The 26625-nt window shown below is 52.2% G+C and carries 26 protein-coding genes and 1 pseudogene; 7 read left to right on the top strand and 20 right to left on the bottom strand.

Translation table 11 applies throughout. The annotated features are described in order from the left end of the window. Positions 1–32: 32 nt before the first annotated feature. Together FYJ78_RS13175 and FYJ78_RS09500 are read left to right on the top strand one after the other, a co-directional pair. Positions 33–209: pseudogene (locus tag FYJ78_RS13175) on the top strand (BCCT family transporter); the annotation flags it as partial. Between the two features lie 359 nt (positions 210–568). Beyond that, positions 569–1948: a DUF389 domain-containing protein gene (locus FYJ78_RS09500; RefSeq protein WP_154621153.1), complete on the top strand. Its 1380-nt coding sequence runs from the start codon at positions 569–571 to the stop codon at positions 1946–1948. A 47-nt stretch (positions 1949–1995) separates the two neighbouring features. On the opposite strand, the gene FYJ78_RS09495 is transcribed toward FYJ78_RS09500, so the two are convergent. The 3 genes from FYJ78_RS09495 to FYJ78_RS09485 all read right to left on the bottom strand — a co-directional run bounded on the left by FYJ78_RS09495 (position 1996) and on the right by FYJ78_RS09485 (position 4132). Then, positions 1996–2679 carry a TerC family protein gene (locus FYJ78_RS09495; RefSeq protein WP_154621152.1) on the bottom strand — a complete coding sequence of 228 codons (684 nt, stop codon included), beginning with the start codon at positions 2677–2679 and terminating at the stop codon, positions 1996–1998. A 240-nt stretch (positions 2680–2919) separates the two neighbouring features. Continuing rightward, a complete protein-coding gene (locus FYJ78_RS09490) occupies positions 2920–3789 on the bottom strand; it encodes a histidinol-phosphatase HisJ family protein (RefSeq protein ID WP_154621151.1) in 870 nt (289 codons plus the stop codon). A gap of 34 nt (positions 3790–3823) precedes the next feature. After that, positions 3824–4132, bottom strand: a complete 309-nt coding sequence (locus FYJ78_RS09485; protein ID WP_195847942.1) for a hypothetical protein — start codon at positions 4130–4132, stop codon at positions 3824–3826. Positions 4133–4243: 111 nt separating this feature from the next. Between FYJ78_RS09485 and FYJ78_RS13140 the strand changes: the two genes are divergently transcribed. After that, positions 4244–5020: an AraC family transcriptional regulator gene (locus FYJ78_RS13140; RefSeq protein WP_328597699.1), complete on the top strand. Its 777-nt coding sequence runs from the start codon at positions 4244–4246 to the stop codon at positions 5018–5020. Positions 5021–5104: 84 nt separating this feature from the next. Here FYJ78_RS13140 and FYJ78_RS09475 read toward each other — a convergent pair whose 3' ends face one another. The 3 genes from FYJ78_RS09475 to FYJ78_RS09465 all read right to left on the bottom strand — a co-directional run bounded on the left by FYJ78_RS09475 (position 5105) and on the right by FYJ78_RS09465 (position 6815). Then, positions 5105–5470, bottom strand: coding sequence for an ACT domain-containing protein (locus FYJ78_RS09475; protein WP_154621150.1), 366 nt, complete (start codon positions 5468–5470; stop codon positions 5105–5107). A gap of 11 nt (positions 5471–5481) precedes the next feature. Next, positions 5482–5865 (bottom strand): C-GCAxxG-C-C family protein, encoded by a 384-nt coding sequence (locus FYJ78_RS09470; protein ID WP_154621149.1) that lies wholly within the window; start codon positions 5863–5865, stop codon positions 5482–5484. A gap of 77 nt (positions 5866–5942) precedes the next feature. Then, positions 5943–6815, bottom strand: coding sequence for a DUF5131 family protein (locus tag FYJ78_RS09465; protein ID WP_154621148.1), 873 nt, complete (start codon positions 6813–6815; stop codon positions 5943–5945). Between the two features lie 351 nt (positions 6816–7166). On the opposite strand from FYJ78_RS09465, the gene FYJ78_RS09460 reads away from it, so the two are divergent. Continuing rightward, on the top strand, positions 7167–8645 hold the full coding sequence (locus FYJ78_RS09460) for a DASS family sodium-coupled anion symporter (RefSeq protein WP_195847941.1): 1479 nt from the start codon (positions 7167–7169) through the stop codon (positions 8643–8645). A gap of 130 nt (positions 8646–8775) precedes the next feature. Here FYJ78_RS09460 and FYJ78_RS09455 read toward each other — a convergent pair whose 3' ends face one another. Next, on the bottom strand, positions 8776–9066 hold the full coding sequence (locus tag FYJ78_RS09455; protein WP_195847940.1) for a hypothetical protein: 291 nt from the start codon (positions 9064–9066) through the stop codon (positions 8776–8778). 200 nt (positions 9067–9266) lie between these two features. Here FYJ78_RS09455 and FYJ78_RS09450 point away from each other — a divergent pair, with 200 nt between their 5' ends. Beyond that, positions 9267–10610 carry an MFS transporter gene (locus FYJ78_RS09450; protein WP_154621146.1) on the top strand — a complete coding sequence of 448 codons (1344 nt, stop codon included), beginning with the start codon at positions 9267–9269 and terminating at the stop codon, positions 10608–10610. Positions 10611–10614: 4 nt separating this feature from the next. Here the strand turns inward: FYJ78_RS09450 and udk are convergent, their stop codons facing one another. Continuing rightward, positions 10615–11229: a uridine kinase gene (gene udk / locus FYJ78_RS09445; protein ID WP_154621145.1), complete on the bottom strand. Its 615-nt coding sequence runs from the start codon at positions 11227–11229 to the stop codon at positions 10615–10617. A 281-nt stretch (positions 11230–11510) separates the two neighbouring features. Here udk and FYJ78_RS09440 point away from each other — a divergent pair, with 281 nt between their 5' ends. Continuing rightward, complete coding sequence (locus FYJ78_RS09440) at positions 11511–11846, top strand: hypothetical protein (protein WP_154621144.1); 336 nt, start codon at positions 11511–11513, stop codon at positions 11844–11846. Between the two features lie 70 nt (positions 11847–11916). Beyond that, positions 11917–12198, top strand: a complete 282-nt coding sequence (locus FYJ78_RS09435; RefSeq protein WP_154621143.1) for an acylphosphatase — start codon at positions 11917–11919, stop codon at positions 12196–12198. Positions 12199–12306: 108 nt separating this feature from the next. Here FYJ78_RS09435 and FYJ78_RS09430 read toward each other — a convergent pair whose 3' ends face one another. The 12 genes from FYJ78_RS09430 to FYJ78_RS09375 form a co-directional block, all read right to left on the bottom strand. Further along, positions 12307–12909: an acyloxyacyl hydrolase gene (locus FYJ78_RS09430; RefSeq protein ID WP_154621142.1), complete on the bottom strand. Its 603-nt coding sequence runs from the start codon at positions 12907–12909 to the stop codon at positions 12307–12309. After that, positions 12906–13772 (bottom strand): 4Fe-4S binding protein, encoded by an 867-nt coding sequence (locus FYJ78_RS09425; protein WP_154621141.1) that lies wholly within the window; start codon positions 13770–13772, stop codon positions 12906–12908. Before FYJ78_RS09425 ends, FYJ78_RS09430 begins: the two co-directional genes overlap by 4 nt. 27 nt (positions 13773–13799) lie before the next feature. Continuing rightward, complete coding sequence (locus FYJ78_RS09420) at positions 13800–15137, bottom strand: threonine/serine exporter family protein (protein WP_154621140.1); 1338 nt, start codon at positions 15135–15137, stop codon at positions 13800–13802. Between the two features lie 37 nt (positions 15138–15174). Next, the gene (locus tag FYJ78_RS09415; RefSeq protein ID WP_154621139.1) at positions 15175–18999 is read right to left on the bottom strand and encodes a PolC-type DNA polymerase III; all 3825 of its coding nucleotides are present in this window, start codon (positions 18997–18999) and stop codon (positions 15175–15177) included. A gap of 24 nt (positions 19000–19023) precedes the next feature. After that, complete coding sequence (locus FYJ78_RS09410; protein ID WP_154621138.1) at positions 19024–19632, bottom strand: lytic transglycosylase domain-containing protein; 609 nt, start codon at positions 19630–19632, stop codon at positions 19024–19026. Beyond that, positions 19616–20221, bottom strand: a complete 606-nt coding sequence (gene coaE / locus FYJ78_RS09405; RefSeq protein WP_154621137.1) for a dephospho-CoA kinase — start codon at positions 20219–20221, stop codon at positions 19616–19618. The genes FYJ78_RS09410 and coaE overlap by 17 nt, the downstream gene beginning before the upstream one ends. Further along, a complete protein-coding gene (gene mutM / locus FYJ78_RS09400; protein ID WP_154621136.1) occupies positions 20218–21078 on the bottom strand; it encodes a bifunctional DNA-formamidopyrimidine glycosylase/DNA-(apurinic or apyrimidinic site) lyase in 861 nt (286 codons plus the stop codon). Before mutM ends, coaE begins: the two co-directional genes overlap by 4 nt. 1 nt (position 21079) lies before the next feature. Then, positions 21080–23752, bottom strand: coding sequence for a DNA polymerase I (polA, locus tag FYJ78_RS09395; RefSeq protein ID WP_408014441.1), 2673 nt, complete (start codon positions 23750–23752; stop codon positions 21080–21082). Positions 23753–23801: 49 nt separating this feature from the next. Continuing rightward, a complete protein-coding gene (locus FYJ78_RS09390; protein WP_235899980.1) occupies positions 23802–24905 on the bottom strand; it encodes a L,D-transpeptidase family protein in 1104 nt (367 codons plus the stop codon). A 200-nt stretch (positions 24906–25105) separates the two neighbouring features. Beyond that, entirely contained in the window at positions 25106–25600 is a 495-nt protein-coding gene (locus FYJ78_RS09385; RefSeq protein ID WP_154621133.1) for a cob(I)yrinic acid a,c-diamide adenosyltransferase, read from the bottom strand. 12 nt (positions 25601–25612) lie between these two features. Continuing rightward, entirely contained in the window at positions 25613–26050 is a 438-nt protein-coding gene (ndk, locus tag FYJ78_RS09380; RefSeq protein WP_154621132.1) for a nucleoside-diphosphate kinase, read from the bottom strand. Positions 26051–26087: 37 nt separating this feature from the next. Then, complete coding sequence (locus tag FYJ78_RS09375; RefSeq protein WP_328597694.1) at positions 26088–26606, bottom strand: gamma carbonic anhydrase family protein; 519 nt, start codon at positions 26604–26606, stop codon at positions 26088–26090. Positions 26607–26625: the final 19 nt, after the last annotated feature.

Genomic DNA, 26625 nt, shown 5'->3' with positions numbered 1-26625 from the left:
CATTCTCAGCGTGGCCTTCTTTTACCGAGAACATCGGCTACTACTTAACGCACATCGTAGAGCTGTCCTTCCGCACTTTTGCCTATAAGAGCACCAAGGAAGAGTGGTTCACGAGCTGGACCATCATGTACTGGGTCTGGTGGATTTCCTGGGCACCGTTCGTCGGCCTGTTCATCGCCAAGATTTCCCGCGGGCGCACGATCCGTGAATTCGTCGTCTGTGTCCTGCTGATCCCGACCGTCTTCAATCTGCTCTGGATGACGGTCATCATGGCACTGCCGTTCTCCCTCATCATGGTCGTCATGGCCTTCTGCCTGCTGCGCGGCCTCTGGGTAGATGACTCGTATTTCAGCCGGAATCTCTCCAAGAGTACGGCCTACTGGGACGGCAAGCACTGGCAGGCGCGGCTACAGCCTCAAGTGCATGCGCCGCGAGGAACTGCTGACCGATGTCCTGCGCCAGTACGAGCGCTATATCCGCATGATTGCCAACAGCAAGCATAATCTGTACCTATTCGACAAGAAGAACGATGAGACGTAATCTCTCCTGTGAAAGGTGATGTGAGAAAATGATGTGGCGTGATCTATTCAATCTAAAGGGAGGCGCCGCCTCCATCCAAGAAATCAACCAGCGCATCCTTGCGGATGCGACGGTATCGGGGACGAATCTCATCGTCCTCGTCATGGCCATCATGATTGCCTGTGTCGGCCTGAACATGAACAGCGTCGCCGTCATCATCGGCGCCATGCTGATCTCCCCGCTCATGGGCGGGATCGTGGCCATCGGGTACGGCATGGCCACATACGATGTACACTTCATCCGTCAGTCCATGATCAAGCTCGCCTTCCAGGTGGGATTCGCCATCCTGACGGCCTCCCTCTACTTCGCCATCTCGCCGCTGGCCTACTCGACGGACGAACTTCTGGCACGCACCTCGCCTACCATCTGGGATGTCATCGTCGCCCTGTGCGGCGGCATTGCAGGGGCCGTCGGCAATACGCGTCAGGAAAAGAGCAATGTCATCCCCGGCGTAGCCATCGCTACCGCTCTGATGCCTCCGCTCTGCACAGCCGGATACGGGCTGGCATCTGGCCATTACCCCTTCTTCCTCGGCGCGATGTACCTCTTTTTCATCAATGCCTTCTTCATCGCACTCGCAGCCTTCCTCGTCTTCAAAGTCCTCGGTGTCCCATCGCATGGTGATGTCGCAGCCTCACAATTCCAGCGGCAGCGAATCATTCTGGCGGCTCTCGGCATCTTGATCACGGCGCCGAGCATCTATCTCGCCTATCAGATGGTCGAGGAGAATCTGCGCGACATGCAGGTCAAGAGCTTCATCAGCGAGGACATGGACTTCCAGACGACGAGCGTCGTCTCCTACACCGTAAAGGACCACGTCCTCACCGTCGATCTCGTAGGTACGCTGCTGACCGAGAAAGAGATTGATGCCCTTCAGGACGAACTGCACGCGCGCAACAGGCTCCAAGACCTCGAGCTCGTCGTCATTCAGGGGCAGCGCGAACTCGACCGCGAGCAAGTCCAAAACCTCATCAATGCGCGGCTCGAAAAGCAAAACTCTTCTGAAAAGAAAGTCTCCTACAAAAATCTCTCCGCGCAGTATTACCCGGCCTACAAGCGCGCGAGCGCAGACCAGCAGACCATCGAGCTCCTCACCCAGCAGGCCCCCCTTCTCTTCCCTGAGGTCCTGTCCATCCAGGGCGGCACATTGACATCCGTAACGCCCCAGAAGGATCAGTCAAAAACGGAGAACAAAGTGGACCACAAGCGCTTCATGGTCGAAGTCATCGTCAAAGAGCCGCTCCGCCCAGAAGAAGCCGACCGCTTGCAGAAGTGGATTGCCGCACAGGTCGATATGCCTGTCCTCATGACCGTCCAGACTGCAGATCATCCCAGTGACTTCTATGGCGACGGTATCGCCTGGCCATAAAAAAACCTGCCTTCACCATCAAGGTGAGGGCAGGTTTTTCTCTAGGCTCAAGCCGTCTGGCTCTTGGCGCGGCGGCTCATGGCAAAGCCTATGAGGATGACGCCTGCGGCGAGGACGGTCTGGATGGCGATGCCTGCCCAGTCGCCGATGGCGCTCGTGATCATCGTGCCAAAGATCTTGTCATGGGCAATCATGGAGCCTGCCGTCCACCCGAGAAGGCCGGCGCCCGCGTAGAGCACAACGGGGAAGCGGTCCATGATCTTGCCAATCAGCGTGCTGCCGCCCACGATAATCGGGATGCTGATGAGGAAACCGAGGACGACGAGCACGAAGCTGCCGTGCGATGCACCGGCGATGGCCAGCACATTGTCAACGCCCATCGCGGCATCGGCGATGATGATGGTCTTGACGGCGCCCATGAGGCTGTCTGACGCCTTAACGTGCTCGTCCTTCTTCTCCGGCACGAGCAGCTTCACAGCAATCGGCAGAAGAATCAGTCCGCCGATGGCCTGCAGGTAGGGGATAGTCAAGAGCCATACGGCCACGAGCGTCATGACGAGGCGGATGATGACAGCACCGGCCGTGCCGATGAGGATTGCCTTCTTGCGCAGATTCTCCGGCAGCTTGTTCGCCGCCATCGCGATGACGACGGCATTGTCGCCGCCGAGCAGCAGGTCCATCAGGACGATGGTCCCGAGAGCCATGAGGAATTGCATCGATAAGATTTCCATGGTGTAGATTCCTTTCTTCCTAAAACATACATCATAAACAAAAAGAGACTTCCGCATGGTATCCGAAACCGGGTATCATGCGAAAGTCTCACCTGTTACATCATGAAACGCGTAACGCTGCTGCCAGCCGCTCACGCGGCATGCTTGTTGACAGGCCAGCCGAGAGATTACTCCCCTTCGCTATTTGTTTGCAATATCAGTATAGCAGATACAACTGCCTGCTGTCAATCCATGAAATCATCAAAGCTTGTGAAAAACTGGCTGCATATACTCAAACGTCGCAATCTCTTTGAAGCCGATCTCATCGCGAAGAATCGTATAGGCGTCCTTGATGTGGTCCGCCAGATAGGAGGTCTGATGCGCATCCGAGCCGACCGTGATGATGCGCCCGCCAAGGTCTTTGTAGAGGCGCAGGATATCACGGCTCGGCTGTGTGTCCGCGAGACCATAGTGCCAGGACGAGGTGTTGACCTCAATGCCCTTGCCATCTTTGATGGCCTGCCTGAGGATCTCGGCCACGAGGTCCTTCACCTTGGCAAACGGGTAGACGCCCGCTTTGTCGTAGCGCACCAAAAGGTCGAGGTGTGCCAGGACGGAATAGTGTTTAAAGACCTTCATCGTCTTCAGGATTTCTTCGTAATACGCCTCATTGTACTCCTGCTGGCTGCGGCCGCGCTGAAAGTCCTGCGACCAGAATTCCTGATTGTCGACCTGATGCATGGAGAACAGCACGAAGTCGAGCTCGTCCTGATACTTGGCAAACAGGCGCTCATAATCGGCCACCGTGATGGACTGGATGCCGAACTCCAGCCCCGAGCGGATGACGATCTTGTTGCCATAGGCAGCCCGCATAAATGCCAACTTGGCAAAATAGCGCGGATAATCGACATTGGCGAGTGGTTCACGCTCCGCAGTCCCTGAAGAGATGCCGTCGCCTTGCCGCCACTCGATACCGCGCGGGTCATCCCAGTCGCGCTTGATGCCGTAGTCCACATGGTCGGTAAAGCACATTTCATTCAGCCCCAGTTCGATGGCCTTCCGAACCTGACTCTCCATTCTCTCTCGGGAATCATCGGAGAATTCGCTGTGTAAATGGTAATCTGCGTACAATGGTATGTCTCCTTTCACTTGTCAGCCGCTTGTCTCAGCGGGGCTTCTGGATGAGGCGCTCGTGCATGAATACCATGAGCGCTAAGAGCACGAGCAGGTAGATCGGCGCACAGCCGAGGCCGATCAGAATCAGGCCGGCCAGCACGACCGTGTCGCTCGCAGGGAGCATCACGGTCACGATGCCGAGCAGGATCAGCACCTGCCCCATCCGGATCATACTCTCGTCGTGCATGCGCATCGCGAGGAAGCCGTTGATGGCGCGCCCCACCGTGATGCCGATAAAGAACATCGCGCCGAAGCTCGCCGCCTGTTCCGCCGAGATGCCCTTGCTGAGTATGACCATCTCGCTCTGCAATGTGCATACCGATCAAAACAAAAAGGAAGAGACGCAACACGGCAGTCTGCTCTTCCCTGTCGCCTGCTACGAAGATGACATGGGGGCACCGATGTCCCCATTCACTGGCACGACGAATTCGAATACATCCTTGCCGTCAAGGGGACCATCCAGCTTCGTGTCGGCACAGAGGACCTCTCACTGCCGCCCGGCGCTTCCATCCTGATCAACGCGGGCGTGCTGCATGCGGTAGAACGCGCGCCACAAAGTCCGAGCGTCCTGCGCTCTCTCGTCGTTCACCCCGACCTGATTGCAGACTCACCGCAATCGTGCTACTGGCAGGAGCTGATCCTCCCCTTCTACGGCAGGCATGACCTGTCTTTTCTGCTCATGGACGGCAGCAAAACCTGGCACACGGCGATTGCCCAGCTGATGATGCATGCCTGGGACGCCATCACGCAGGAGAGCGAAGCCTACGCGATTGAAGCGCGCTATGCGCTCTCCAAGGCACTGCACATCCTGTGCCAGAACCTTCCCTCCGCCCCTTCCCCGGCGCCGCGCGACGCCCAGCTGCTCGAGCGGATGAAGCTGCTCCTGCAGTACATCGAGCAGCATTACGCAGAGACCATCTCGAACCAGACCTTGATGAATCTTTCCGCCTGCAGCGAAAGCGTCTTGCTGCGGAGCTTCAAGAAGACCGTCGGGACCTCGCCGATGAACTACCAGAAGAACTACCGTATCCAACGGGCATCGTCTCTTCTCGTGTCCACCGATATGACCTCCAGCGAGATTGCCATAGCGACAGGCTTCCACGACATCAGCTACTTCACCAAGATCTTCCACCGGACGACGGGAATGGCACCGCAGCACTTTCGGTCGGCCAACCGCAAAAAATAAAAATGACTCTCGTCCATATCCTCAAGGGATATCTGTACGAGAGTCATTTTTATCGGAACGGATCCATCACGAATCAAACCTCGTTCATTTGATCACATAGCCGCTTTCCTGCAGGACAGCCATCGCCCGCGCGAAGTTCTCTTCCTTGACCAGGATGTAGTCCGTGTTGTAGGTAGATACGGCAAAGAGTCCTATCTTGTGCTCAGCAAGGGTTGTAGAAAGTTTAGACAAAATGCCGATAAGCGAGAAATCAAGCGTTCCCTCGATGCGGAAGGCACGCCAGCCATCTTCACGCGCCGTCGTCTGAGCCGGCGTATCCTCAGTCTTGCAGACCAGTGAGAGCTCTTCATCCGTCTTTGCCAGGAAGAAGAAGTCTGCCTTCATATCTACCTTCTCCATCGCATCCAGCTTGCATACCGTCAGCGGGAAATCAATCTTTTTCAGTTCCATATGTACACTCCTCAAAGGCGCTGCTCTACGGCACGGACGGCGTGGCGCACGCAATCGTCACAGGAGCAGAGCATCCTGCCCGTCTCGATGCCCTTGAGGTCCTTGCAGATGGTGGCACCGGCTTTTTCCTCAAACTCGTGCAGGATATCGCGCATGATGGCCGCCGTCGGCCTGCCGCTCTTGCTCATGAGTCCCATGACCATGCCCGCACCGCAGAGCGCACCACACGTCGCCTCCGTACAGCCCATGCCCATGCCAAAGCCCGAGCCGAGCGCCCGAAGCTCCTCTTCCGGCCTTCCGAGTTCATCCGCAAAAGCCAGCAGTACCGCCTGCGCGCAGTTGCAGTCCCCGTGTTTATACCCCACAGCCTTTTCAGCCCTGTCGTTCATTTCCATGATATGATCACCTGTTCCTTTGCAACATATAATTCTCTTAAATTATAGAGCTATCTGTCTCATCTTGCAAACCATCTTCACGTATGGCATTTTCCGCAGTGACTGCATCCGTTGCAGATGCGCCGGCTGCCGCAGTGCGGGCAGTTTGGACCGTCATACACAGGCTGATAACAATCCGAAGACTGCAACGGAAAACCGAGTGGCGTCTTCAGCGCAAACGCCGGCAGATGGCCGAAGCTCAGACCCGAACGATATGCCTGCTCCGCCTGACGCTGCTTGCTCCTGATATGATATAAACGGCCATCCTTAACAAAGTGCGTTCCCGTCTCAATGAAAGAAAACGCCGTCTGATGCGCAAGACATTCGTCGTGCAGCGTTTTTACCCATTCGTAATGACAGGGCCGTGCACCGCCGTAATTTTCACCACCACAAATAACCTGCTCGATCGCACCGCTCGCCAGATACAGTCTAAGGCTCACAGGACCGATCAAAGGCGCACACATGATGCCCCTGTGCTTCGCGGGGATGTTCAAAAAAACAGGAAGACGCACATCCGCCATCTCCTGATTTTCACAAGTGACATTGAGCCAGATATTATCCCATCCCCTGCCCCAATCATCCGGCAAATGCGCACGGATACGTTCCGGCCGTTTCGTCAACAGGAAAAAGATAACATCCGGCCGCTGATACATGATATTCCAAGCCTCCGCCCGCCACGAGTCTGCTTCCGCCAGAAAAAAGTCCGAAGTCATGCAAACGCGGATGAGCTCACCTGACCGCACGCGATACCGCCCGTTCCGATCACGCTGCAGCGGGTAATCAAACGTTCCGGTACGATAAATCCGGCAGCCGTCCTGCCCGCGCTGCCGGTCAAGGAAGTACATATAACAATTGGCACAGCCCGGGCTGACGCGCACACAGCCATGCCAGGGATTCCAAATATCGTGCATGCTCTTGCTCCAATCAAACTCATCATGTCTTCCTACAGCATCACTATCATAACAGGTATGCTGCAAAAAGAAAATACACCGCAGACCTCTTCCCCTGTACAAGAAAATATACCGTATCCCTGCGCTGTCTCTGTATTCTAGCAAGCTCGCACTCATACGTCTGACACGTTATAGCAAGAAGTTCATGCCGATTCTGCATGAACTCAGCATATTCGAAGCCTGTAATCGGAAAAACATCATCCTTGTATACAATACACTTTCCCAGTTCAAAAAGGAATATCCCCCCGTTGCGATGAATAGTAGTACTATAAAGAATATCTCGTATGATTATATTACATGGGGGTGAATATCATGTCGAATGAAAAAAGTACGGTTTCTTTTTCTAAGAAGTACGGGCTGCTCTTCGCAATCCTGGCGATGCTGGTCATCTTCCTGTTGCCGACGCCGACAGATCTGACGACGGCCGGTCATCGTATGCTGGGTATCCTGATCTTTGCTATCGTCGTCTGGATCACGGAGGCGGTCAGCTACCCGGTCAGTGCCGCCATCATCGCGACACTGATGATTCTCTGCCTCGGCATGAGTCCGAATCCACAGGCCCCGGCAAAGCTGCTGGGTACCTCAAAAGCTGTCGGCATGTCATTCGGCGGCATCACGAGCAATGGAGCCGTACTCGTCGGCGCGGCGCTCTTCCTCGCGGCGGCGATGATGCATACGGGACTTGATCGGCGCATCGCACTCTTCATCCTCTCGAAGGTCGGTGCGAAGACGAACCGCATCCTCGCCGGCATGATTTTCGTCGGCTTCATCCTCGCGTTCTTCGTGCCGAGCACCACGGCACGTGTTGGCTGCATCGTGCCGATCGTACTCGGCATCATCTCAGCTTTTAAGATGAAAAAGGACAGCCGCTTCGCCGCCCTGCTCATGGTCGCGACCATCCAGGCGGCCAGCATCTGGAACATCGGTATCAAGACGGCGGCCGCCCAGAACATGGTCGCGCTCGGCTTCATCGAGAAGCAGCTCGGCGCGACAATCTCGTGGGCCGAGTGGTTCATCGCAGCGGCACCATATGCCATCATCATGTCCGTTATCCTCTATTTCGTCTGCCTCAAGATGCTTCCGCCGGAAACGATGGAAGTAGCGGGCGGCGATGAGACCGTCCGCAAAGAACGCGCAGCCCTCGGCCCCATGAAACCATCCGAGAAAAAACTCATGGTCATTTCGCTCGCGCTGCTATTCTTTTGGGTGACCGAGAAGACGCTCCATCCGTTCGACACGACGACCTCGACGGTCATCGCCGTCACACTCATGCTGCTGCCGGGCATCGGCATCATGAACTGGAAAGAAGCTCAGTCACACATTTCCTGGGGTACGCTGATCCTCTTCGGCGTCGGCATCAGCATGGGCTCTGCCCTGCTCTCGACGAAGGCCGCCGCCTGGCTCGCCAATCAACTCACGGATGTCTTCGGACTGGCCGGCCTGAGCGTCTTCATAGTCTTTGCCATCCTCGCCCTGTTCCTCATTATCGTACACCTTGGCTTTGCGAGCGCGACGGCCGTAGCCTCTTCCATGATCCCGATCATGATTGCCGTCCTGCAAGGACTCGGCAACGATGCGCTGAACATCGTCGGCATCACCATGATCCTGCAGTTCGCCGTGAGCTTCGGCTTTATCCTGCCGGTCAACTCGCCGCAGGGCATCCTCGCCTTCTCGACTGAGACGTTCTCGGCCAAGGACTGCATCAAGGTCGGCCTGCCGCTCACCATCATCGGCTACCTGCTGATGATCATCTTCGCTCAAACCTACTGGCACGTGCTCGGTATCTTCTGATGCTGCAACGTCCGGGCCAATCAACCGACTAAAAATAGGGTCTATGATTCGTGCTGATGCACAAGTCATAGACCCTATTTTTTGAACCCCGTCCGCCAACAGGACCAATGCCATCATCAGGGCTCGGACATCAACCGATTTGCTGCCTCTGAAAGCCTTTGATGCTCTCCTGCATAGTGACAAGGAGTTCGCTGCCATTTGCCAGTATCTTGACGCAAAGATTTCCTTCCCTGAAACGGGTCAGGCCGGCCTGACAATCGTACCCTGCAAGCTTTGCACGCAGATAGTCGCGCAGCCCCTCTTCGCTCACCGGGAAATGGCAGAAGACGTAATTGCCAAGGTGTGTATGGCCTTCGTATTGCATGAATCCTTCATAATCCGCATCCTCTTCCTGTGGGGTAAGACTGTCTTTTATTAACACCAATTCCTGACGATAATTTTGATGAAAATCTGTCCCTTCCGATCACTTTTGAAAATTTTTCCTTGAAAAATTTCCAAAAGTCTTTAAAATAGACAATATATATTACATGTGTCATGACAGGATGATAAAAAATCATTGCTGTCCGATGCGGTAATATCCCATGTTTCAAAACCATTATGTGGAAAAGAGGTATTCTTATTATGATTCTAGAACGGCTGGAAGCGCTGCCAGTAGGCTCCTTCCAATACAAACTTCTTATCGTCACCGGGCTCGGCTGGCTTTTTGACTCGATGGATACAGGACTCATCGCTTTTGTTCTTCCCGTCCTGACCAAAGACTGGGGCCTTTCCCCCGCACAGGCCGGCTGGATCGGATCTATCGGTCTTATCGGCATGGCATTAGGCGCTGTGCTCGCCGGCACGATCGCTGACCGGATCGGCCGCAAACGTGTTTTTTCGCTCACGGTAATCTTATACAGCGTCTCAACGGGATTATGTGCGTTGGCCTGGGACTATTCCTCTCTGCTCGTATTTCGCTTTTTGGTCGGCTTCGGTCTTGGCGGAGAGCTCCCCGTCGCAGCCACACTCATGAGTGAATATGCGCCCAGTCATCTGCGCGGCCGTTTTATTGTCCTTCTCGAAAGCTTTTGGGGGATTGGCTGGCTCGTTGCCGCCTGCATCGCTTATCTGCTGATTCCGCACTTTGGCTGGCAGATTGCATTCGTCATCGGTACGGTGCCAGCGCTTTACGTCTTCCTGATCCGCCTCCACATGCCGGAATCCGTTCGCTTCCTGATTTCGCACGGCCGCATCGAAGAAGCCAAACAAATCATACTCATGCTGGAACGCAAGCTTCATGTCGCAAGTTATCCTTTTGCCGCTCAGCTGAGCCCGGCAGAACGTGAGCAGCCGAAAGCCGGTGCCAGTTTTGCCGCCCTGTGGCGCAAGCCCTTTCGCACGCGTACCATCATGCTATGGCTGGCCTGGTTTGGCATTGTATTCAGCTATTACGGTATCTTTATGTGGCTTCCTTCCATTGTATTTGCTCAGGGATTTGCCGTGGTCAAGACATTCGAATACGTTCTGATCATGACGCTCGCTCAGCTGCCCGGTTATTATGCGGCCGCCTGGCTTGTCGACATCATTGGCCGCAAAGGCACACTTTCTCTTTTCCTGCTGCTGTCCGGAATCTGCAGTTTCTTCTTTGGGCACGCGGATTCTGCGTCCTCGCTTCTTATTTGGGGCGCTGCCATGAGTTTCTTCAATCTCGGTGCATGGGGCGTTATTTACACCTACACGCCGGAGCAATACCCGACAAAAATTCGTGCCCTTGGCTCCGGCTGGGCGGCCGGCTTCGGACGTATCGGCGGAATGATCGCGCCTATGCTCGTTGGCCTGATGCTTGCCCAGTCACTGGATATGAGCACCATTTTCCTGATGTTTGCTTCCGTTTTCGTTTTAATCTCGGCAATCGTTCTGATACTTGGAAAAGAGAGCAAGCAAAAAACACTGGAGGAAATCACAGACCCTGTCTGCGAATCATGACAGGTTATCCCTGTGACAAAAGCTGCTGGATTTTCGTTTTTACGAGGTCAAACGCCACATCGTTCAACCCACTGTTGATGATGAGATCCGCAACATTCTTGGTCGGCGCAACATACAGATAATGCATGGGCTTGACCGTCATGAGATATTGCTCGATAATATTCTCCAACTCCCGGCCCCGCTCGTTCATATCGCGAACGACCCGGCGCAGAATGCGTTCATCCGCGTCTGCCTCGACAAAAATCTTGATATCAAAGAGCTCCCGAAGTCGTTCATCTTGCAAAATCAAAATACCTTCCACAAGAATGACACGGCTTGGCTGGATCAAAATCGTCCGATCCGACCTCGTGTGCTGGGTAAAATCATAGACCGGACACCGAATGCTTTTGCCTTGCTTCAAAGCTTCCAGATGACGAACGAGCAATCCCGTTTCCAGTGCATCGGGATGATCGTAATTCATATCCTGCCGTTCGGAAAACGGCAGGTCATCATGCGGTTTATAATAGTTGTCGTGATATATCACGGTAACGTTATCTCCAAAGTATTGTTTCAATCGGTTGGTAAAAGTCGATTTACCGGAGCCAGTTCCTCCTGCTATACCGATAATCGTTGTCTCCATTCTGATCTACCCCTCCAGCATATTTTTCGCTTTAACCGATGCTAACGGGTTCTGAGTCCCCCGCCTCTAAGGCAGGAGATAAGCACCCGTCAGCATCGGTTTCATTTTATCATGGCATAAACGATGCACGCATTGCTTTTTATCATAACATATCTTCTGACCTCTTGTCTAAAAAAGTCCAAAGCCGGATAAAGCAGCGCTCAAAACAGCACATTCAGCCGGCAGGAATATCCATAGCGGCTGTCGAATATCGCAAAGCAAGGAAGAAGGAGGTCGTACCTATGCCAAAGGTAACACGGGATGACGTGCCGAACTGGTTCCAGAGAAAGACCGGCTTCGATGTCGACATTCATGAGCTGAAAAAAGCAGTGGAACTGGATCGGATCGCCTGTGCCGATGAACCGATGAAACTGATGCGGGAACTTTGGGGCATCACACCGCGCGATTGTGAACGGATCCTTGGCGCGCCCAGCCGTACCGTTGAGCAATGGTTTCACGAAAAATCTACGCGCCCGGCATCCTGGGTGATCCGCCTGATTGTAGAAAAATGCGCGCAGTGGCATGAAACCTGCCTGTCAGCCCCCCAAAAAGAAAAACACCGCCCATTCCATCATTGACTTTAACCGATTTCGTTATATAATTGACCATGTTGGAGGCTTTGATCTATCACTTGAGGAGGTTTTATTCATGGAAAACAAAATACGTTATACCGCCAAAGCAACGGGAAAAGTACAAGGCGTCGGACTGCGCCAGTTTGTATCCGATCATGCCCATGAACTCAATGTAACCGGCTGGATTCGTAATATGGAAGACGGCAGTGTGCGGATGGAAGTTCAGGGGACAGCAGAAAATGTACAGTCTCTTGCCGACGAAATCCGCAAGGGAAATTATTATATCAATGTCGAAAAACTCGAGGTCGAAAAGATGCCGCTTGTACCGGACGAACAGACCTTTTCCATCAAATTCTGATTACCGGAGGTATATGGTGAAAACAGATCCTCTCGGCACATAAAAACGGCTGCCGGAATGGTTTTTCCATTCTGAGCAGCCGTTTTTTCTATCCTGGGCAGCCCGTTTTCAAAAGCGATGAGCAAACCCAAGCGAGAATCCGACACCATTATATCCGGGATTATGCGAGTTAAAGCCATTAGAAGAATGGTGAAACAAATAGGCCAGACTGACGGAATCCGATTCATTGCAATGATAGGTAAGCCGCGGGCCAATACGCCAAAGGAAACCGAACGCCCTTCCTCCGGCCGGATGTGCGTGATTGTACGCCAATATGCTTCCTGTTCCATCAATCGAACCGGACCATTTGGAAGACCAGTCTTTTTCCCAGCGAATCATGTAAGACGGTCCCAGTCCCACTGCCTGAGAATCGCGGCGTATGCCTTGCTCGGTCGTCGCGCCGACAGCCCGCTCCACCGTCAGTCCATAGTGCAGAGAAATATGATGAACCTTGCAATATTGGCGGTAAAGATGAAGATCATACAGGTCGATATCCCGTTCCTTAAAATAGCGTCCATCAAGATATTCCATCTGAATTTCAATCTTTTCTCCCTGTTTGGCCGGCGATACCGGCGTTTGCATTTTATCTGCCGCACAGGAAACTCCTGCTGCTCCGGCCCAAAAAACACCAGCTGTCAAAAAAGCAGCTGCACGAAAAAGTTTTTTATTCATCTCTCTGCCTCTTTTCTTTCAGATACCCGCTTCCCGCCGTTTATGACGGGCCTATGCAGCTCAATCGCCCCCAACGGGCATTTTTGTTGGCACAAGCCGCATCCTGTACAGCGGACGGGATCGAAGGACGAGTCCACCGACCCGCTCTCCTGTCGGCGAATAACCAGTGCATGCTCCGGGCAGACCGCGGCACACAGCCCGCATCCGCTGCAAAAGGAACGAATGTACAGATCAGGAAAAACCGGCCCGGCTGGCGCATTCCGTCGCGTCAGCCAGTTCACCGGATCAAAAGCATACAGCGGCCGGGCTGATGCCTCGGAAATTTCCCTGAGCCCCTCTGCCGCAGCAGAAAAAAAGGAAGAAAAAAAACGCCGGCGCGTCACCGGTTGGCGATCCTCCGCAGGTATTCCCCGAACACGCACGCAGCGGACAGGTTCTCGCTTCTCCGCCCGCAACGCATCATTGCAGTCAGAAATTTCCTGTGTCAAATGACGAAAGACCTCCGGTTTGCATGAAGCGCACCGTGAAATATCGATGGACAGAGGCTGAACGGCAGCCAGTCCCCAAAGCAGCCGGCCGTTTATCGCCCCCAGACAGATCATGCCATCCGGATCGATGTTCCGGCACATCAGCACCGGAGGAGTCAGATGAACTACCCTCTCCAAGGCGCGGTCATAATCCACCTCGGAACAAATCGCGCCTGTCGGACAGACCGCCGTACAAAGACCGCAGTCATCGCATCGGTCTTCAAGGACTTCATGCGCCTGAATGGCGTCCCGTGGGCAGACATCACGGCATTTCTGGCAGTCGGCGCCCGCCTGCTGGCACAGGCAACGGTTCAAAGCGATGGTTCTTTTCCCCATGATAATATACGGTCCTCTTTTCCTTATTCAACGTCTTAACTCGGCATCACGCTGCGCCAGCAAACGCTGTTCATCTTCAAATTTCCGCTGCTGAATGTATCGATGGATAAAGATATTCGGAATTGCTACGCCAACGGCAATCCCTATAATGATGATAACCGCCTCCACACCGCTCCGTATTCCATCCAGCAGAGCCGCAGATGTGATAAAACGAATATTGATCAGCGCAAACAAAAGACGGTACAGCAAAACGCCCGGTATCATCGGAATAGCTGAAGGGATTGTCATGACAATATTCGGCGCATGAAACCAATGGATGGCTTTCAATGCCAGCAGGCCAACGATAGCAGCCCCTAGAAACGACCCGGCTGCCTGTGAAAAGCCGAATTGCAGTACCGTCACATTCCGAACCAGAACCGTAATGATCCCGCCCACTGCGACCACAGGAAGAAGGCGCTTCGGCACATTAAAAATCACGGAAAAACCAACTGAAGATATCGCCGCAGCAAGAGCCTGTGATGCGTAGATCGTGTCCGGCGTGAGACTGACACTGGTAAAATCGGTCACGCCCCCCAGGCGGATTGCCGTAATGATCCCAAACGTCATGCTGCCTACAACCAGCAGCGTATGAATCGCCCGAGTCATACCAGATACGATAAAATTATTCAACAAATCGTCTACCGCATTGATGAGCGGAATCCCCGGAACCAGAAAAAGAGTACAGGCAATCAGCGGATACCAGTTCAGCTCTCCGGTCAGAAATTGCGTAGCCCAGGCAATCATCGTCGTCATAAAAGACGTAATGGCGATGACCGCATAGGGATTAAACCCGTAGCCTGTGCAGCAGCGCCGAATCCAGAATCCCGTCGCTGCACAGGACGCTGTCAGCCAAAAGTCGCCCCATGTACCGCCAAAAAGCTTGCAAAAACCACCGCAGGCTGCGCCTGCCCCCATCGCAGTCATCCAACCCGGATAGTTCCGCGGTAGATCGCGAATATGATCCAGCTGCCGACTGAATTCCGCCAAAGTGTATTTTCGGGCCATCGCCCGCCAGGTCAGCTTGCTTACTGCAGAAAGTGTCGTCATATTGACCCCATGCTTCGTACACTTCCGAAACTCGGTATAAGTATGCGTATCATCATTCACATTGAGCATCAATGTGGTATACATGACATGCTGATGAATACGGTCCTTAGGGATTCCCATAAACGCTGCAGCCCGCATCATATCGCGGACTGTGCGGTCACTGTCCGCTCCGTTTTCCATCAGCAGCTGTCCTGTGTGCAGCAGCAGATGAAGTTTCGGGCCAATTTCCGAAAACGGCTCCTGCAGAACCGCATTGCTTTTTTTATTGGTTTCGTTCATCCTTCTCCTTCCTCCTTCCCTGAAAACCAGACATAGCTCAACTGAACAAAGCGATCTGGTCACTTTCGCCCATACCATCCAGGCAGCCGTGTTCACGCAGAATCTCAATATTCGTCTTCGATATCCCCGTGCGGCGGCGCAGATCCTCTATGCTGGTAAATTCGCCGTCTTTCCGCGCCTCCACAATACTTTGCGCGGCCTTTGCGCCCATCCCGCTAAGGCTGGCGATCGGCGGCAAAAGGGATTTTTCATGGATGACAAACGCCTCTGCTTCCGATTGATAAATGTCCACATATTCGCAGATATAGCCGCGCAAATACATTTCCCATGCCAACTGAAGCACGATCAATGTAGCATTTTGTTTGGCATCAAGCTTTTTCTCTTTCGCTGCCAATTCCAGCTGATGGATCTGGTCTTTGACATATTCTTTGCCGCGCGCCACCACATTCGCATCAAATTCCGCAGCGCGAATCGAAAAATAAGCCGCATAGTATGCCAGCGGATAATGAACCTTACAGAACGCAATCCGGTATGCCATCATGACGTAGGCCGTAGCGTGGGCACGAGGAAACAGGTATTTAATCTTTTGACAGGATTCGATAAACCATTCCGGAATACCTCCCTTGCGAAGAACCTCCACTACATCCGGGGCAATTCCCCGCCCTTTGCGAACTTTCTCCATCGTCTTAAAAGACAGGAGCGGATCAATACCGTGATGGATCAGATACATCATAATATCGTCTCGGGCGGATATCGCGTTTTTGATCGTACACTGTCCGCCGCGAATCAAATCCTGCGCATTGCCCAACCATACATCCGTGCCATGCGAAAAACCGGAAATACGGACCAGATCAGAAAATACATCCGGATTGGTATCATCGATCATCTGTCGTGTAAACGGAGTGCGAAACTCCGGAATCCCGAAAGTTCCCGATGTAGCTCCCAGGTCCTCCGGGGTGACCCCCAGTGCATCCGTGGAATTAAAGATCGACATCGTCGCCTTATCATCAAACGGGATCGTTTTCGGATCGCGGTGCGTAAGATCTTCCAGCATTTTGATTACCGTCGGATCATCATGACCAAGAATATCCAGCTTAACCAGACGGCTGCTGATGGAATGATAATCAAAATGCGTCGTGATCGTCCCGCAATTCATATCATTAGCCGGATGCTGAATGGGCGTAAAGAAATGGACGTCCATATTACGGGGAACAACCATGATTCCAGCCGGGTGCTGTCCGGTCGTCGACTTAACGCCCATACAGCCATGAGCCAGACGATCAATATAGGAAATGTGTTTTTTGATCCCTTTTTCCTCGAAGAACTTTTTCACATACCCAAACGCCGTTTTATCTGCTACAGTCTGAATAGAACCGGCGCGATAGACATTATCCTTGCCAAATAAAACCTCCGTGTATTTATGCGCCACCGGCTGATACGTACCAGAAAAGTTCAGATCAATATCCGGGACTTTATCCCCGTCAAAGCCCAGAAATACGGCAAAAGGAATATCATGCCCGTCCTTGAGCAGCGGAGTGCCGCATACCGGACAAAGCTTATCGGGCAAGTCATAGCCACAGCCATATGAACCATCTGTAATAAACTTGCTGTACTGGCAGTGCGGACAGCGCCAATGCGGCGGCAGGGGATTTACTTCCGTAATACCGGTCATGGTGGCGATAAACGAAGAACCGACAGAACCACGGGATCCGACCAGATAGCCATCATCATTGGACTTCTTGACCAGACGCTGCGCGATAAGATACAAGACCGAAAATCCATGGCCAATAATCGGACGCAATTCCTGCTGCAGGCGATCTTCCACAATACGCGGCAAATTCTCGCCATACATGGACTTTGCCCTGCGATAAGACATCGAACGGATCTCTTCATCTGCACCGGGAATCATTGGTGAATAGAGATCGTCCGGTATCGGCTTAAACGCTTCGATCTGCTCATTGATTTTGCGTGGATTCGTCACCACGGCCTCATAGGCAGCCTCTTGACCAAGATATGCAAATTCTTTCAGCATCTCCTCCGTGGTGCGCAAATACAGCGGCGGCTGCATTTCCGCATCGTCAAACCCTTTTCCTTTCATGAGAATGGCACGGTAGATGCTGTCCTCCGGATTTAGAAAATGCACATCGCAGGTCGCTACCAAAAGCTTCCCCAGCTTCTTGGCAATCTCAGCCACTTTTTGATTGATTCGGATCAAATCTTCATCCGTGTTGATATGAGGATATTTATCACTGCGTTTCAAAAAATCATTATTATGAATCGGCTGGATCTCCAAATAATCATAAAAATCAGCAATCTCCATCAGCTGTTCATCATTCTGTCCCTCGACGATCGCCCGGATCAGCTCTCCCGCTTCACAGGCCGAGCCGATCAAAATGCCATCGCGATATTCCTGAACAATCCGTTTTGGCAGCCGCGGCTGCCGGTGGAAATACTTAACATGAGCCAAAGACACCATCTGATAAAGATTACGCAGACCATTCGGATTTTTCGCTAGAAAAATGATGTGATTGGCTCGTTTTTGCTCAAAATCATCTCCGGTCAGATAGCCTTCCATGCCATAAATGATCTTGATATCGAGCTTGTTTTCTTTAACGGTTTTCGCCGCATCCGGAAAGGCCTGTACCACGCCATGATCTGTAACCGCTACGGCCGGCCACCCCCAGCGTGCCGCTGTATTGACCAGATCTTTAACGGACACGACTGCGTCCATCGCACTCATGGTCGTATGGGCGTGAAGCTCTACGCGTTTAACCTCTGCATGATCTTCTCTCAGAACTTTTTCTTTTTTTGCCATGGAATCCACAAATAATACATATTCGTTCATATATGTATCAAAGCGGATCGAACCGCGCACACGTACTTCCATGCCATCAGACAGCTTGCTCAGGATCTGATCCGGATCTTCATCTGCATGATTTCTTCCTTTTCCAGGTTTGAAGAATTTTTTACAGGCGATTCCATCCGTTTCATCCGTCAGGCAAAAGGTGAGGAGCTTGGTGCCCGTCTTGAATTCAATCACCTTGCTTCCGGAGCCAGGACCTTCGCCGATACGTCCTTCCAGAATCACCTGTTTGATCTCACCATCCAATTCGGCAATGCTCTTCCGTTCTCCCATAACGCCGCGTCCAAAAATCAGGCTTCCGGTTCCTTCTACCACTATAGGGGCATCTCCCGTCTTTTCATGACGACGCGGCATGACCGGAGCTGGCGAAGGCTTTTTCTCCGGGGCCGGCGGCATTCCGGCTGTTTTCTTTTCCCTGACCTGCTCATGCTGCACAGCCTGATGATATTCCGGCGTATTGAAACAGTCATCTACTTCCAGTGACTGCAGCACCTCTTCACTGGCATGGCATTCCACCGGGCAGCGATATCCCAGCATTTGCTTGATGGCACGGCTCATCAGCTGAGAGACAGAATGCGCCCGCATGATTTCGCCTCCAAGTTCACCGGGGACATCCAAAATCAAACGGCTGCCGTCGACCGTATACCTCGTACGCTTTAAAAGCTGGAAAACCGTCGGATTCCCTTCAGCAGTCTGGGTAACCAGCTGCGGCCATAAACGCCGAATGCCATCTTCAATATCAATGACTTCCTGATAGAATATCACCTGATTCAGCTGACATTTGCGCCGAATCTGCAAAGCGGCCTCGCTCAGCAGCGACTCAGGGATCAGTGTCTGGCTTATCAGCGCAATCTCCCAGCTATTTGTCTTCGTACATACTTCAACATGACGGATTGTCGCCGATTTCATAAGCACTTTTTGCTCATCATCCAACGTCATACCCTGGACCATTTGCCAGAACATATTCTCCTTTTGTGGAACAATCCGATACTTTTGCATTGTTATTCCCTCTTCTCCCGGTCATTACGGGTAAAGCTCCCTATATTTCTTTTGATCCGACAAAACCTGACGGACATAATCGCGCGTTTCCCGGAACGGAATCGCATCGATATCGGAAAAATGATCCGTCCAGCCATTGTTCTGAATCCATTCATGGACATTGCCGCGGCCTGCATTATAGGCAGCCAGCGCCAGAATGTCATTCCCGTGGAATTCCCGCTGAAGTTCGGATAAATACCATGTACCATAGCGGATATTACGGTCCGGATCGTGCAGGCTTTCTTCACTGTATCCCTGATCGCCCAGCTGGCGGGCAACCCATTCAGCAGTGTCCGGCATGAGCTGCATCAAACCGACCGCACCGCGATGCGAATGCACCGTCTGTCGAAATTTGCTTTCGTTCTTAATGACTGCCGCGGTAAGATTACTGTCTACATGATACAACTTTGCATATTTCATAATGGTTTCATGCCAGGGATACACATAAAAATAACTGCGTTGTACCGGTTCAAACTGCAAAACAAAATAAGCGCCAAGACTGACGACAAAGATAAATAACGCGACACAGAAACAGACGGCCATCCGGCGCTGCTCTCTCCGATTCTGCCGGACTCTGTCACGAAAGTCCCCCATGGATCCACTCCTTCCAAAGTTCTTCAGCCTGCTGAACGGTATCCATCAGGCTGCCATTGTTATCGATCAGATAATCCGCACGCTTCTTTTTCTCTTCCAGAGGCATCTGCGCAGCAATGCGGTCTTGCGCTTCCCGGCGCGTATAGCCGTCGCGTTTCATCAGACGCTGCAGCTGTACGGATTCATCGACATAAACCAGACAAGTTTTATCTGCCATTTTATCCCATCCGGACTCAAAGAGCAAGGGGATATCCAGCAGGATTAGACGCTGCTTCTCGTTTCGCTTCTGTTCAAGCTTTCGCAGAAGTTCTGCCCGGATAGCCGGATGAGATACCGCATCCAGCCATTGTTTCTGCTGGGGATCGGAAAAAACAATCTGACCGATACGCCTGCGGTTCAACGTGCCATCGCTTTGCAAAACCTCCGCGCCAAAATGGTGAACATATTCTGCATGCAGTTTTCCGCCCGGCTCAGACAATTCCCGGGCAATCCGATCCGCATCCAACACAGCCGCCCCCTTTTGTCGAAAAAAAGAGGAAACCGTGGATTTTCCGCTGGCAATCCCGCCAGTCAGACCAATAATATTCATACGGAAGCTCTCCCTCCATTGTTGTCCGCTGGACCCGGCTGGCAGTGCGGACAATAATGCGTCCCGCGTCCGCCGACCGTTTCTTTCACGATAGGCGTACCGCAGCGGCGGCACGGCTCACCTTCACGATGGTAAACGTAAAGAAAATCCTGATGATGCCCCCGCCTTCCTTCTCCATTCCGATAATCGCGAAAAGTTGTTCCGCCGTCCCGGATCCCTGCGGCAATAACCTGATTGATCGCTGCATGAAGGTGGCGGCATTCTTCTGCACTGAGGCTTCCCGCCTGCCGGCGGGGATAAATCCCTGCTAGGAACAAGGCCTCATCCGCATAAATATTACCGATCCCACCGATTTTTTTCTGATCGAGCAGAAACGTCTTGATACAGACATGCCGGCCATATAAGGCGTTCCGAAAATAAGTTACAGTAAATTTCTTCGACAGAGGCTCCGGCCCCATTGCCGCCAGCCCCTGAATCCGATATCGTTCTCCAGACTCGAGCGCATAAACCCTGCCTAACGTGCGCGTATCACCATATACCAGCATGGTTCCGTTATCCAGCGAAAAAAGAATCCGCGCATAGGGATCATGACTAATCCCCTCCGGTTCCAGCACCAGCCGCCCGGTCATGCGTAGATGAAAGACCAGTTCCCGGCCATGTTCCAGCTCAATCAGCAAATATTTTCCGCGCCGGCCAACGGAGCGGATTACGGAGCCGCTCGCCTTGCCACAATACGATTGAGGATCCGGCCACTTGATTTGACGGGGCAAACGAACCTCCACCGAAGTGATTCTCCGCCCTCGAAGATGTCGGTCCAAATACCTCCGTATGACCTCTGTTTCAGGAAGCTCCGGCATCTCATTTCGCCTCCGCCCAGTTTTTCCCAGCATGAATATCAATGATCAGAGGAACAGAAAGCTCCGCTGCCTGTTCCATAGACTGCCGCAAAATATCGGACACCTGCGCCAGTTCATCATGGCAGGACTCCAATACCAGCTCATCATGAACCTGCAGCAGAATACGACTCTTCAGGCCGGAATCCCTGAGTCTGCGGTATGCCGAAATCATGGCCAGCTTTATGATATCGGCGGCTGTCCCCTGTATCGGCGTATTCATTGCCATACGCTCTGCAAACGAACGCTGCATAAAGTTCCGGCTATTGATTGCCGGAAGATCCCGGCGGCGTCCAAACAACGTTGTCACGCTTCCGGTTTTATGCGCCTGCTCTACCATGCTGTCCAAAAATTTTTTCACATCCGGATACCGTTCAAAATAGCTGCGGATATAACCTGCCGCTTCTTTTTTCGGTATATGCAGATCGCGTGACAACCCATAATCGCTGATACCATAAACAATGCCAAAATTGACGGCTTTCGCCTTGCGGCGCAGTTCCGGCGTAACCTCTTCCAAAGGAACGCCAAAGACTTCGGATGCCGTTCTGGCGTGAATGTCCTGATTTCGGCGAAAGGCGTCAATGAAATTCACGTCGCCCGACATATGCGCCAGCAAACGAAGTTCAATCTGAGAATAATCCGCCGAAACAAGACAGTCATACCCTTCGCCCGGCTCAAACAGCGCCCGGATCGTCTTGCCCTCTTCCGTACGCACCGGGATATTCTGAAGATTCGGATCGGAGCTGGAAAGCCGGCCCGTCGCCGTAACCGTTTGATTAAAGCTCGTATGGACACGGCCGGAATCCGGATGAATCAGTTCACCGATCCCATCAAGATATGTGGATTTCAGCTTCGTCCACATTCGATAAGCCAAAATTTGCTCGATGATCGGATGCTGATCGCGCAGGGATTCCAAAACCTCGGCATTAGTAGAATAGCCCGTCTTCGTCTTTTTAACAGCCGGCAACCCCAGCCGGTCAAATAAAATTTCACCAAGCTGCTTCGGCGAATGAATATTAAACTCCTCCCCCGCCAGCTCGTAAATGTTCTGCTGAATGGTTTGAATGTGCGCCTCCACCTCCGCAGCCTTGCGTTCCAGCTGTGTCTGATTGACAAATACGCCGTTTTGTTCCATCGACGAAAGCACTTCAACCAGCGGAAGTTCCACCTGCTCATAAAGCGTTCTCATGCCGCGCTCATCCAGATCTGCCGCAATCTTTTCACGCAGGGCAAAAAGAGTCTTTGCCTCCCATACGGCCTGTTCGATTTCGTCCGAAAACGCTTCCGGCACCGAACGATCCGAAAGATACTGCTGTGACAATTTCTTCAGGTCATAGGAAGACAATTCGGGCTGAAGCAGATAATCCGCCAGCTGGACGTCAAAATAAACGGTACCGGCATGCAGCCCGGCATGATAATATCGTTTCAGATTAAAAACCGTTACAGGACGGCAATCACCGATCGCTGCCAGCAAACGGGAAAATGCCGGATGATTTGCCGGTATATAACCAGCATGCCCTGCCTGATCCATGCAGACAACCAGCCCCTGCAGCTGCTCAAAGGGAGCCGTGCCGGAGAAAACACCGCTGAGAGAAAATGGGGTTGTTTGCTCCAGAAACGCATGGATATCCTCTGCTGACCATTTCTGATAAGACAGATCCGCTTCTGCCTTCCCCTGACCAGCCGCTGTTTCACGAGTTTCTTCCTCATAGCCCATCCATTTCTGGAAGTTTTTCCACACAGCGCGCAGTTCATACCGCTCACAGAAGGCCCGCATCTCATCCCGGTCAGGACGGATGATATAAGAATCCACCTGCAGCGGCAATTCAGGAACATGAAGTTCAATCGTAGCAAGTTCCTTTGATAAAATAGCTTGTGAGCGATTGCTCTCCAGCCTCTCCCGAAGCTTTTTCCCCGAAATGTCCTGCACATGATTCAATACATTTTCCAAGGTTCCATATTGCTGCAACAGTTTGGCAGCGGTTTTCGGCCCCACACCTGGCACTCCGGGGATATTATCCGATGTATCGCCCATAAGCCCTTTGAGATCAATGAGGCGGATGGGATCCATTCCATATTCATCCCGGAATGCCGCTTCATCATACTCCTTCATATCCGTGATGCCCCGTTTGGTCAAAAGAACACGCAGATTCGGGCGCACCAGCTGAAGGGCGTCGCGGTCGCCGGTCACCACCATGACATCATGTTTTTCTGCCGCAGCGGATGAAGCTAACGTGCCGATGATATCGTCGGCCTCATAGTTCTCCTTTTCCAGAAAAGCCACTCCGAACGCGGCAGCATATTCACGAAGCAGCGGAATTTGTGCCAGCAGCTCTTCTGGTGTCTTATCACGCGTCCCTTTATATTGCGGATATTTTTTTGTACGAAATGTTGTTCTGCTTTTATCAAATGCGATAACCAACGCATCAGGCTGGCATTGCCCCAACAGTCTGGTCAGCATGTTCGAAAAACCGACGATGGCATTCGTCGGCTCTCCCCGGGAATCCGTAAGCATCGGCAGGGCATAAAACGCCCGATACAATAAACTGCTGCCGTCCAAGATCACAAAACGCTGACTCAAAACAATCCTCTCCTCTTGTTCGCACTGCCATAGAAAAAGCGGAAAACTGCCAGGCATCTGTACTCACTGAGCCCGATTCCTGACAGTTCTAAAGAATATCCCCTGATTATTTCGTTGCTTCCTGATAGATCTGATCCAGTGTCTTTCGGCTGGCACTGCCATCTGCCGGCTTTTGCTGCTCAGCAGAAGCGGCTTCCGTGACGCCGGCAGCGTATGGCTCTGAACCATGCTCTGCCGTTTTCGCTTTTTCCTCTGCGGCTGTATCCATCATTTCTCTTGTTTTCTTTGCGGTCAAAACAAAACGCTTGTTTTCATCGATGGCACCATCCAGATGAAACAAAACCGCCGTATCCTCTGCCCGGCAATACAGAACGTCGCGTTTATCATAGCCTTTAGCCTGTCCCAGCGTGCTGATCAGCATACCGCTTTCCGGATTCCAGCCAAGATCAATCCCTGATGCCTCAGCCAGATCGTTGGCGGGCAAATAAGTGATCCCATCCTGAACAACAGCCTGCTTCTTCAGCCGAATGCCATTGAGATACAGTGGATATACCTTCGCCACAAAGGTAGGCTCTCCGTCCGAAGCATCAATCTTTGCCTCAATATCTGAATCGGAAACAAAATCCCCCACGCCATAACCGGAAAGCCATTTCTGAACGTCTTCCGGCCGAAGCTTCTGCCAACCATATCCGTCCGGATAAACATAATATACCACCGTATCATCAGGGGCTTTTTCCACAACGACCCGGTTATATGTGATCTCAACAGGTGTACCTACATGAACCAAATCAAACAAAGCTTCGACATCCTTCTCACGCATGCGAATACACCCATGCGAAACCAGATGGCCGACGGAATCCGGACGATTTGTGCCATGAATGCCAATATTGCCCTTCAGCGTCATCCAGCGATACCCCAGCGGATTATCCGGCCCTGAGGGGATCGAGACTCCGGTATCCGGATCCGTCCATGTCGGATTGACGTCTTTTTCCTGAATTTTATAATACCCAACCGGCGTTGGTGTATCCGCAGCTCCCGGACCAATCGGATAAAGCCGTATCTTATCCGTGTCCCTATAGAGTGCCAATGATCTGGCCGCCAGATTAATGGATATTTTCAGCTGCGCCGTGGAGCTGCGCTGATCTGCGGCCTGTTGTGCCGGTGCCGTACCAGCAGCCTCTGCCTGCATCCCGGCAGCCGATCCTGCCATGATTAAAACTCCTAAAATTCCGGCGCATAATTTTCCCCACATAATACACAATCTCTTTTCTGCCATAAACAGGCGACTTTGCTCACTTCAACTACTTCCTTAGCTTATCATTTTTACCCTGCTTTTGCAACCGCAAAGAAGGACAGCCTGCCTGCAGACTATCCTTCTTTTTCTCGACGCTATTCTGCTGTATCACGCAATCAGCGCTCTTCCAAGCGCATGAGCAGAAAACAATAGTCAGAGATCCGGTTAAGGAACCGACGGTCTGTATCCGCCACTTCTTCCTCCGCAGCAAGGCGGCAGGCACACCGCTCCGCGCGCCGGGCTGTCGCCCTCGCCAGATCGAGCATAGCTCCCGCTTTCGTATCTCCCGGCACAAGGAATACCTTGATCGGCGGTAGTGTTGCTTCCGCGTCATCGATGCGTTGTTCAATAGATCGGATATGTTCTTCCGTAATGCGGGGCGAGCTGCCCAGACTGGCAAAATCCGCCATCAGCAAAGTCAGTTCTTTTTGCAAAACGTAAATCTGCTCCTGAATCTCCGGACGGGCCGAAAAGGCGCGGGCCATGGCAAGAGCAGAGCCGACCTCATCAATCGTGCCATACGTTTCCACCCGCAGGGATCCCTTATCCACCCGTTCTCCTGTATACAGGCTGGTCTTTCCTCCGTCTCCTGTTTTCGTGGTAACGCTCATAATATCCTCATCTCAGTCTTTCACATGATAATCTTCATCGAAGATTTCCGTTTCATTAAAGAAAATGGAAATTTCCCGCTTTGCACTTTCCGGACTGTCCGATGCGTGGACCGCATTGCGGCTGCCGCTGGCAGCAAACTGCCTGCGAATCGTTCCTTCCGCTGCCTCAGCCGGATTGGTTTTTCCGTTGATCTCACGGACACGGGCAATCGCGTGATCACCTTCCAATACCATGGCAATCAAGGGAGCTGAGGTCATAAACCCGACAAGATCACGATAATACGGCCGTCCGATATGTTCTGCATAATGAATAGAGGCCAGCCTTTCATCCATCTTCAAAAGCTTCATGGCGACGACCCGGAAGCCTTCCTGTTCATATCGTTTCAGGATATCCCCGCTGTAATGTTTTGCGAAAGCATCGGGCTTAATAAGTACAAGTGTTTTTTCCATTCGTATAAGATCCCCTTATTTTGATTGATATCACGAATTACAGCAATTCTGCCTGATAGTTTTTAGCTACCTGCTCATAATTCATTGCAGAATCATGCAATGCCTCTACTTCATCATCGCGCAACGAACGAATGATCTGTGCCGGATTGCCGTAAACCAGCGAATTCGACGGTATTTTTTTATGCTGCGTAATCATCGTTCCCGCTCCAATGACCACATTATCGCCAATATCCGTATAACCGAGAATGATCGATCCCATGCCGATCAAACAGTTATTACCGATCCGACTGGCATGAACAATGGCATTATGTCCGATGATGACGCTCTCACCGATCTTTGTCGGTACATTCGCCATAACATGGATCGTAGCATTATCCTGGATATTGGTATGCTTGCCAATGGTGATCTTCTGAAAATCACCGCGAATAACTGCATTAAACCAAACACTTGATCCTGCACCGATTTCTACATCACCGACCACGGTTGCCGTGGGCGCCAGAAAAACCGATGGATCAATAACTGGCTTCTTCGAGCGATAGGGAATGATATTGCTCACGAATATCGCCTCCTTGATA

Source organism: Wylensekiella montiformis, assembly GCF_009697385.1.
In the GTDB taxonomy this organism is placed as follows: Bacteria; Bacillota; Negativicutes; order Selenomonadales; family Selenomonadaceae; genus Selenomonas_A; species Selenomonas_A montiformis.
The sequence above is the reverse complement of the archived record's forward strand: the minus strand, read 5'-3'. Positions and strand labels throughout refer to the sequence as shown.

Excerpts from the sequence above, each read along its gene's own strand:
- FYJ78_RS09500 (WP_154621153.1), top strand. The coding sequence starts at position 569 with ATGATGTGGCGTGATCTATTCAATCTAAAGGGAGGCGCCGCCTCCATC.
- FYJ78_RS09495 (WP_154621152.1), bottom strand. The coding sequence starts at position 2,679 with ATGGAAATCTTATCGATGCAATTCCTCATGGCTCTCGGGACCATCGTC.
- FYJ78_RS09485 (WP_195847942.1), bottom strand. The coding sequence starts at position 4,132 with ATGGTCATACTCAGCAAGGGCATCTCGGCGGAACAGGCGGCGAGCTTC.
- FYJ78_RS09475 (WP_154621150.1), bottom strand. The coding sequence starts at position 5,470 with ATGGAACTGAAAAAGATTGATTTCCCGCTGACGGTATGCAAGCTGGAT.
- FYJ78_RS09470 (WP_154621149.1), bottom strand. The coding sequence starts at position 5,865 with ATGGAAATGAACGACAGGGCTGAAAAGGCTGTGGGGTATAAACACGGG.
- FYJ78_RS09465 (WP_154621148.1), bottom strand. The coding sequence starts at position 6,815 with ATGCACGATATTTGGAATCCCTGGCATGGCTGTGTGCGCGTCAGCCCG.
- FYJ78_RS09460 (WP_195847941.1), top strand. The coding sequence starts at position 7,167 with ATGTCGAATGAAAAAAGTACGGTTTCTTTTTCTAAGAAGTACGGGCTG.
- FYJ78_RS09450 (WP_154621146.1), top strand. The coding sequence starts at position 9,267 with ATGATTCTAGAACGGCTGGAAGCGCTGCCAGTAGGCTCCTTCCAATAC.
- udk (WP_154621145.1), bottom strand. The coding sequence starts at position 11,229 with ATGGAGACAACGATTATCGGTATAGCAGGAGGAACTGGCTCCGGTAAA.
- FYJ78_RS09440 (WP_154621144.1), top strand. The coding sequence starts at position 11,511 with ATGCCAAAGGTAACACGGGATGACGTGCCGAACTGGTTCCAGAGAAAG.
- FYJ78_RS09435 (WP_154621143.1), top strand. The coding sequence starts at position 11,917 with ATGGAAAACAAAATACGTTATACCGCCAAAGCAACGGGAAAAGTACAA.
- FYJ78_RS09430 (WP_154621142.1), bottom strand. The coding sequence starts at position 12,909 with ATGAATAAAAAACTTTTTCGTGCAGCTGCTTTTTTGACAGCTGGTGTT.
- FYJ78_RS09425 (WP_154621141.1), bottom strand. The coding sequence starts at position 13,772 with ATGGGGAAAAGAACCATCGCTTTGAACCGTTGCCTGTGCCAGCAGGCG.
- FYJ78_RS09420 (WP_154621140.1), bottom strand. The coding sequence starts at position 15,137 with ATGAACGAAACCAATAAAAAAAGCAATGCGGTTCTGCAGGAGCCGTTT.
- FYJ78_RS09415 (WP_154621139.1), bottom strand. The coding sequence starts at position 18,999 with ATGCAAAAGTATCGGATTGTTCCACAAAAGGAGAATATGTTCTGGCAA.
- FYJ78_RS09410 (WP_154621138.1), bottom strand. The coding sequence starts at position 19,632 with ATGGGGGACTTTCGTGACAGAGTCCGGCAGAATCGGAGAGAGCAGCGC.
- coaE (WP_154621137.1), bottom strand. The coding sequence starts at position 20,221 with ATGAATATTATTGGTCTGACTGGCGGGATTGCCAGCGGAAAATCCACG.
- mutM (WP_154621136.1), bottom strand. The coding sequence starts at position 21,078 with ATGCCGGAGCTTCCTGAAACAGAGGTCATACGGAGGTATTTGGACCGA.
- polA (WP_408014441.1), bottom strand. The coding sequence starts at position 23,752 with ATGCCTGGCAGTTTTCCGCTTTTTCTATGGCAGTGCGAACAAGAGGAG.
- FYJ78_RS09390 (WP_235899980.1), bottom strand. The coding sequence starts at position 24,905 with ATGGCAGGATCGGCTGCCGGGATGCAGGCAGAGGCTGCTGGTACGGCA.
- FYJ78_RS09385 (WP_154621133.1), bottom strand. The coding sequence starts at position 25,600 with ATGAGCGTTACCACGAAAACAGGAGACGGAGGAAAGACCAGCCTGTAT.
- ndk (WP_154621132.1), bottom strand. The coding sequence starts at position 26,050 with ATGGAAAAAACACTTGTACTTATTAAGCCCGATGCTTTCGCAAAACAT.